This is a genomic window from Flavobacterium sp. AK-345, from assembly GCF_058310175.1.
This window is the reverse complement of record NZ_JBZEER010000015.1, coordinates 83,978-92,160: the sequence shown is the minus strand read 5'-3', so window position 1 is coordinate 92,160 and position 8,183 is coordinate 83,978. Positions and strand designations below refer to the sequence as shown.

Sequence of the window (8,183 nt, the reverse complement as noted above, 5' to 3'; positions counted from 1 at the left end):
AAACCTGAAACCTGAAACCTGAAACCTGAAACCTGAAACCTGAAACCTGAAACCTGAAACCTGAAACCTGAAACCTGAAACCTGAAACTATTTCAAAACTAACTATTCCATTTTTATATACTATCCTGTGCTATGATGTTAAAATATTATCGAATTATAAATTATTAAATTGTAAAAATCAGGTAGGTACAGGATGGTAAAACATAAAAAAACAAAGAAATTGCAATTGAATTGTCAAATATTTAGGATTTAGTTGATGATTAATTATAAGTAACACCCAATCGTGCATGAAGCTTACCATTACTAAAATACATTACACTCCAATTTTGATTTGCACATTTTTCTTATGTTCAACGCTATCTTTTAGTCAGGAAAAACAAACGTCCCGAAAAATACACTATGTGCCGGACGGAAATAGTTTTGTGCTTAAAAATGGTACACGAAAATTCAATAGAGCACTTTATGGCTCAAATACAGGATTTAGGGTAGAAACAGGAGATTTGCCGGAATTTGCAATGTACATGCCCGGAATGGGAGGGAATTTAAAATTTGGCTTAGCAAATGGAAAAGAGAATAAATGGATTACCGAAGCTTCAAAAATTGAAACAAAATATGTTTTAGGAATAATGCAATATCAAATTCAGGATCCGGTTTTAGGATCCGGAAAATTGTTTATTGATGTCGTTGCTTTAAAAGAAAAAGAAGGTTTTGTTGTAAAAGTCTACGGTAAAAACGTATCAAAAAATACCAATTTAATCTGGGCATTTGGTGGCGCAACAGGTAAAAAGTTCAGTCGTGATGGAGATATTGGCGCAGATCCTGAATCTGTTTTTTATTTAAAACCAGAATATTGCACCAACAATAAATACACTTTAAAAAAAGAGTCATTTTTGTTGGAATATGGTTCAGAAAGCAACAAACAAAAAACAGGAAATAATAAAAATATAAACGGATTTTTTCCTGAATCTCAAATGCATTTAGCCAATGCGAACAGTCAAAATTCTCCCTTGGAATTGTTTAATTCTACTGCAGAATCATTGCCCGCTATTACAGGAAAAAGAAACTCAGTTGATGAAAAAGCACAATATTTTTTATTTTTATCAGAAGATTCAAAAGATAATTTTACCCAAAAAACAATAGCAGAACTTTACGAAAAATCAGTTCAGGAAACACAGACTTTAGCAAATAGAGTTAAAGTCGAAACTCCTGATCCATATATTAATACACTAGGTTCAGCGCTTTCAATTGCAGCCGACGGAATTTGGGAAAGTCCTGCATATCTTCATGGTGCCATTGCATGGCGAATGTACCTAAATGCCTGGCGTGGTGCTTATACTGCAGATCCTTTGGGATGGCATGACAGGGCAAAAACACATTTTACAAGCTACAGCAACTCGCAGGTTTTATCGCCAGAAAGTGGTCCGGTTGTTTTTGATGAAGAAAAAAATCTCGCACGTCAAAAAGAAGAAATCGGAACCTCGATGTTTAGCAGCGGTTATATTAGCCGTAATCCAAATAAAAATACTTTGGCGCATCATTATGATATGAATCTGGTATTCATAGATCAGATGTTGCGCCATTTTAAATGGACGGGCGACGTTGCTTTTATGAAAGAAATGTGGCCCACAATTCAAAGGCATTTAAACTGGGAAAAGCGAAATTTTGATGCTGATAATGACGGACTTTATGATGCATATGCAACTATTTGGGCGAGCGATGCACTGCAATACAGCGGTGGAGGCGTGATTCATTCTTCGGCATATAATTATTATGCAAATAAAACTGTTGCTGAGGTTGCCAAAATTGTAAACGCAGATACAAAGCCATTTTCTAATGAAGCCGACAAAATTTTAAAAGCCACAAACGATCAACTTTGGATTCCCAAAAAAGGAATTTTTGCCGAATATAAAGATGCTCTCGGAAATAGATTATTACACGATGTTCCCGGAATCTGGAGCATTTATCATACGATCGATTCAGAATTATCAAATCCTTTTGAAAGTTATCAAATGCTGAATTATGTCGATAAACAAATTCCGCATATTCCAATTTCAGTAGAAGGATTGGATAAAAAAGATTTGTACGTAATAAGTACAACCAATTGGCAGCCTTATACCTGGTCGATTAATAACGTGGCTCTTGCCGAGCAATTGCATACTTCATTGGCTTTTTGGCAAGGCGGAAAAAGTGAAGAAGCTTACAAAATGTGGGAAAGTGTTTTGATTGAAAGTATGTATTTGGGCGCATCCCCGGGAGGTTTTGAACAGTTGTTGTATCAGGACGCGATCCGTGGAGAATTATATCGCGATTTTGCAGATCCAATTGGTATGGCGTCGCGAACTTTAGTCGAAGGACTTTATGGAATTCAGCCTGATGCTCTAAAAGGCGTTTTAACTATTAAACCCGGTTTTCCTTCAAAATGGAATGAAGCTTCTTTAGAAATTCCGGATATTACTTTTTCTTTCAAAAGAGAAAATAAGAAAGAAACGTATCATATTGAGAATCGTTTAGGAACACAAATGAATTTGTGTTTGGTTGTAAACGCTCCTTTCGAAAACATTCAGGGTATTACTGTAAATGGTAAAATAGCGAGTTACAGAGCTGCTCCTCAAACAATAGAAAATCCCAAAATCATCATAGAAACACCGTATGCTAAAACTTATGATGTGGTTGTTAACTGGCGCGGAGGTACTATCGAAAAAATGCATCCAAAACCATTTTATACTTCAGGAGAAAACCTGGATATGCTGGTTTTTAAATCTCAAATCCTTTCTGTTTATGATCCGCAATCTATTTTGGGAGAAATTTCGAATAAAGAAAAAATGCTTCATGCCACCGTAAACGGAGAGGGAAATAAGATGTTTTTTGTAAAATTGAAACAGGGAGAATTCTTTTGGTGGGAACCGATACACTTAAACATAAAAGCAAAAGAACAATCAAATGAAATAGTCACAGATTGGGATAAACCTTTGGATAAATCGGTACGTGCAGAAACGATTTCGCTTTCATCCTTTTTCAATTCAAAAGTAACCGATATTTTTAATTACGAATATCTTTCCCCAAGACCAAAAACGGTAACATTGCAATTACCAAAACAAGGAATTGGAAATTGGTGTTATCCAAACGTTTCGGTAAAAATTGATGATAAAGGATTGCGCGAAAAAGCAAAAGCAAACGGGCAAATCTCGACTCCAAACGGGATTCCGTTTCAAACGCCTTCTGATGAAAATCAAAAAAATATAATCTTCACTTCGATGTGGGATAATTTTCCCGAAAGTATTGCTATTCCGCTTGACGGAAAAGCTTCTCACGCTTATTTTATGATGGCAGGAACGACAAACCCAATGCAAAGCCGAATTGTAAATGGTGAAATAAAAATAAATTATACCGATGGAACTTCGGATATTTTAGAATTAAAAAATCCGGAAAACTGGTGGCCAATTGAACAGGATTATTTTATTGACGGATTGGCGTTTACAACAGACGCGCCAAAACCGCCAAGAGTATATTTAAAAACAGGAGAAATTACGAGAGATTTTGCAGCTTTTAAAGCCATAAAAGGTTTCTCAAATTATGGAGTTGAGGGAGGCGCGGGGACAATTTTAGATTTGCCTTTGGATAAAAATAAAACATTAAAAAGTTTGACTTTGAGAACTATCGCAAATGATGTTGTGATTGGTTTGATGAGTGTTACTTTAATTAGATAATGTGTCAATGAGATAATTAGATAATGCGTGGCTAACTTTAACAAAGCTTAGATAGTGATAAAAAAAGCTCCAGAGGAGCAATATATTTATAGAAACATTTTACCCATAGGAATTAAAGTCCCAGAGGGACGATATATAAATTATTAATTAGATAATGCATGTCAAAGCTTTGTCAAAGTTTTAAACTTTGACAAAGCTGCCGCAAATCAGAACCTGAAACTATCAAAACTAACCCTATATTCAAATGAAAAAATATCAATTAATAACTCTATTTCTATTTTCGGCTTCATTATTTGCCCAAAAAATAGACCGAAAAGCATTGGTAACCAGACACAATGTTCAAATTACCGCTATCGATACTTTGGCTTCGTTAACTGTAGGTAATGGCGCTTTTGCTTTTACTGTTGATGCTACAGGCTTGCAGACTTTTCCGAAAAAATATCAAAACGGAATCTCGTTAGGAACGCAGTCAGAGTGGGGTTGGGACAGTTATAAAAACACCAATAATTATAAATTTTCAGAGACTTTACGAGATTATAAACAATACGGAAGAGATATTTCATACACCGTTCAAATAAAAGAACCGGCGAGAAGAGTCGAAGCGGTGAATTGGTTCAGACAAAATCCGCATTTACTGCAATTAGGAAATTTAGGTTTTGAAATTACCAAAAAAGACGGGAGCACAGCAAAACCCGAAGACATCAAATCGATTGCTCAAAAACTGAATTTATGGACGGGAGAAATCGAAAGTTATTTTGAAGTGGAAGGCATTCCGGTAACGGTTTTAACAGCTTCTCATCAGGAAAAAGATGCAATTGGTGTAAAAGTAAAATCAGATTTATTGCAGCAAAAACGCTTGAAAATTAGTTTAAGAATTCCGTTTCCAACTGGAGATTGGGCAGATATGGGAACACAATGGGAAGGAAAACAGGATTATAAAAGTACTCTTGTAGAAAAGTCTAAAAATGAAGCTATTGTAACGCATGTAATGGACAGTATTACGTATGATGTTAATTTGATGTGGAAAGGAAATGCGCAGATTAAAAAAACCTCAGATCATTATTTTGTTGTTGAAGCTTCGAATACGAATGTTTTGGAATTGAGCTGTCTTTTTGCTTTAGCAGAAAAAAAAGTGGCAAATTCTTCTTTCGCAGAAATTGAAAATAGCAGTATAAAAGGCTGGGAACAATTATGGAAAAGTGGAGCAGCTGTAGATTTTTCGGGAAGTACAGATAAACGTGCTAATGAATTAGAAAGACGGGTTATTCTTTCGCAATATTTGACTAAAGTACAATGCACAGGAAAAGTTCCACCACAGGAAACAGGATTAACGTATAACAGTTGGTACGGAAAGCCGCATTTGGAGATGCATTGGTGGCACGGTGTTCATTTTGCACTTTGGAACAGACCGGAACTATTAGAAAGAAGTTTGCCATGGTATCAAAAGGTTTTTGACAAAGCAAAAAACATAGCCAAAAGACAAGGCTTTGAAGGTGCAAGATGGCAAAAAATGACTGATCCAGATGGAAACGAAAGTCCGTCATCTGTAGGTTCTTTTTTAATTTGGCAACAGCCCCATTTTATTACTTATGCCGAATTAATATACAGAGCAAATCCAACAAATAAAACATTGATTTTGTATAGCGAACGCGTTTTTGCTACGGCAGATTTTATGGCTTCGTTTGCTAATTATGATGCTAAAAATGATCGCTATGTTTTGGGACCTGGCGTGATTCCGGCTCAAGAACGCTTTAAGGCGATGGAAACTTTTAACCCAACTTATGAATTGGCGTATTGGAATTGGGCTTTGAAAACTGCTATCGCATGGAAGAAAAAACTAAATCAGAAAGTACCTGAAAAATGGGATACTGTTTTGGCTAAATTATCAAAATTACCCGTTTCAGATCAGGTTTATCTGGCTACGGAAAGTGCGACAGATTCATACACAAATCCAGAATTTAAAACCGATCATCCATCGGTATTGGGAACTTTCGGAATGCTTCCTGAAACCTCTCTATTAGATAAAAAAATCATGAAAAATACGTTTGATCTGGTTTGGAAAACATGGTCGTGGGACAAAACCTGGGGTTGGGATTTCCCAATGACGGCAATGTCTGCGGCTCGTTTGCAAATGCCGGAAAAAGCGATTGATGCCCTTTTTATGAACGTAACAACAAATACGTATTTAAAAAACGGACATAATTATCAGGCAGAAAGACTAACATTATACCTTCCCGGAAACGGCGGATTATTGACTGCAGTCGCTATGATGTGCGCCGGTTGGGATGGATCAACTGAAGAAAATCCCGGATTTCCGAAAGATGGGACCTGGAAAGTAAAAAGTGAGGGATTTAAGAAAATGTTTTGATTGAGAAATGGCACACGGATGACGCGGGTTTAAACGGGTTAACGCGGATTTTTTATTGTTTTGTCATTTCGAGGAACGAGAAATCGCATCCAGAGAGCGACGAACTGTGTGGTTACGTTATGTGATTTCTCCTCTGTCGAAATGACAATACAGCGAAAAAAAATAAAAAAAATCAGCGACAATCTGCCTAAACCCGCGTCATCCGCGTGCCATTACAATCCAACAAAAAAAAACTAATTATGAAAAATACAATTCTACTCTTGTTATTACTTTCATCAGGTTTCATTTTTGCACAAAAACAAATGGAAAACCTTGACCGTGGCGTAATCGCAGTAAAAAGCAACAATCAGTTTTTTATAGGATGGCGGGTTTTAGGAACAGATACAGATGATTTGGCTTTTAATTTATATCGAAAAAGCGGAACAAAAAAAGCAATCAAACTGAATGAAAAACCAATTCTTGGAGCGACAAATTTTATTGATACGAAAGCAAATCCTAAAGAAGAAAATACCTGGTTTGTAAAAACGGTTTTAAAAGGAAAAGAAACGGATGCAAAAGGAAGTTTTACAATTCCTGCCGAAAGTCCGGATAAAGAGTATTTGTCAATTGTTTTAAAACCCGTTGAAGGTTATATCCCAAATGATCTTTCGGTGGGAGATTTAGACGGCGACGGACGTTACGATTTGATTGTACACATGACGGGAAAAGCGCATGATAACTCGCATACCGGAATTACAGATCCGCCTATATTTCAGGCCTATACTCTGGATGGGAAATTTTTATGGGAAATAAATTTAGGGAAAAACATCCGCGAAGGCGCACATTATACACAGTTTATGGTGTATGACTTGGATGGTGACGGGATTTCTGAATTGGTTTGCAAAACTGCCGACGGAACAACAGACAGTACAAATAATGTAGTAGGCGATGCATCAAAAGATTGGGTTGATCGGGATGAAAAATCGCCAACTTATGGTAAAATTCTAAAAGGCCCTGAATATCTTTCAGTTTTTAATGGAAGAAACGGAAAACTGATTACAACTGTAAATTATATTGCAGAAAGAGGTGATCTCGCAGGCTGGGGCGGAAGAGGAGGCAGCGGAGGAAATGATACAAAAGGAAATAGAATTGATCGTTTTACGGCTTGTGTTGCGTATTTAGACGGCGTTCATCCGAGCGTGGTAATGTGTCGCGGTTATTACGGAAGAACGGTTTTGGCAGCCTGGGATTTTAAAAATAACAAACTCACTTCGAGATGGGTTTTTGATAGCAAAGATGCCGAGAATCCGTATTCCGGAATGGGAAATCACGGACTAACGGTTGCTGATGTTGATAACGACGGAAAAGATGAAATTATTTACGGCGCAATGTGCGTGGATGACGATGGAAAAGGTTTGTACACCACTGGTTTTAGACACGGTGATGCATTGCATGTTTCTGATCTTGATCCTAATATTCCGGGTTTGGAAGCATTTGGAATTCATGAAATTGAAAACGGAACAACAGGTCCGGGAGTTACTTTGTTTTCTGCTGCAGATGGCAAAGTTTTATTTACAGATTCTCCAAACGAAGATGTTGGCCGTGGCGTTGCCGATAATATTGATCCAACCCGAAAAGGAGCGCAATGCTGGTGGTCTGGATCTCCTGATTTGCATGATATAAAAGGCAAGCCGATTGGAAAAGCGCCAACATCAACTAATTTTTTAATTTATTGGGATGGCGATTCTTCCAGAGAACTTTTGAATGCTAATTATATTGATAAATACAATGTTGGCAGATTGTTTACAGCAACGGGCGCAGCTTCCAATAACGGGACAAAATCGACTCCGGCGCTTTCTGCTGATATTTTGGGCGATTGGCGGGAAGAATTGATTTTAAGATCTGAAGATAATAAAGAATTACGAATTTACTCCACCACAATTCCAACCGAAATCAGACAATATACCTTGATGCACGATCCGCAATACAGGTTGAGTATTGCATGGCAAAATGTGGGTTACAACCAGCCGCCACATACGAGTTTTTATATGGGAAAAGACATGAAACCCGCACCAAAACCTAATATTGTTTTAGTGCCAGTTAAGAAATAAATGAAAAGCGTTCCGTGT

General features: G+C 37.1%; 3 protein-coding genes. All 3 read left to right on the top strand.

Going from position 1 to position 8,183, the window contains the following annotated elements; translation table 11 throughout:
* Nucleotides 1–287 precede the first annotated feature (287 nt).
* The 3 genes from AC4FQ3_RS20560 (at nt 288) to AC4FQ3_RS20550 (ending at nt 8,165) form a co-directional block, all read left to right on the top strand.
* A complete protein-coding gene (locus AC4FQ3_RS20560) occupies nt 288–3,707 on the top strand; it encodes a DUF4450 domain-containing protein (protein WP_491183102.1) in 3,420 nt (1,139 codons plus the stop codon).
* A 244-nt stretch (nt 3,708–3,951) separates the two neighbouring features.
* Complete coding sequence (locus tag AC4FQ3_RS20555; protein ID WP_491183101.1) at nt 3,952–6,075, top strand: hypothetical protein; 2,124 nt, start codon at nt 3,952–3,954, stop codon at nt 6,073–6,075.
* A 239-nt stretch (nt 6,076–6,314) separates the two neighbouring features.
* A complete protein-coding gene (locus AC4FQ3_RS20550) occupies nt 6,315–8,165 on the top strand; it encodes a rhamnogalacturonan lyase (RefSeq protein ID WP_491183100.1) in 1,851 nt (616 codons plus the stop codon).
* Nucleotides 8,166–8,183 lie beyond the last annotated feature (18 nt).

Bases quoted from the DNA above. Each gene is read 5' to 3' on its own strand.
- AC4FQ3_RS20560 (WP_491183102.1), top strand. From the start codon at position 288: ATGAAGCTTACCATTACTAAAATACATTACACTCCAATTTTGATTTGC.
- AC4FQ3_RS20555 (WP_491183101.1), top strand. From the start codon at position 3,952: ATGAAAAAATATCAATTAATAACTCTATTTCTATTTTCGGCTTCATTA.
- AC4FQ3_RS20550 (WP_491183100.1), top strand. From the start codon at position 6,315: ATGAAAAATACAATTCTACTCTTGTTATTACTTTCATCAGGTTTCATT.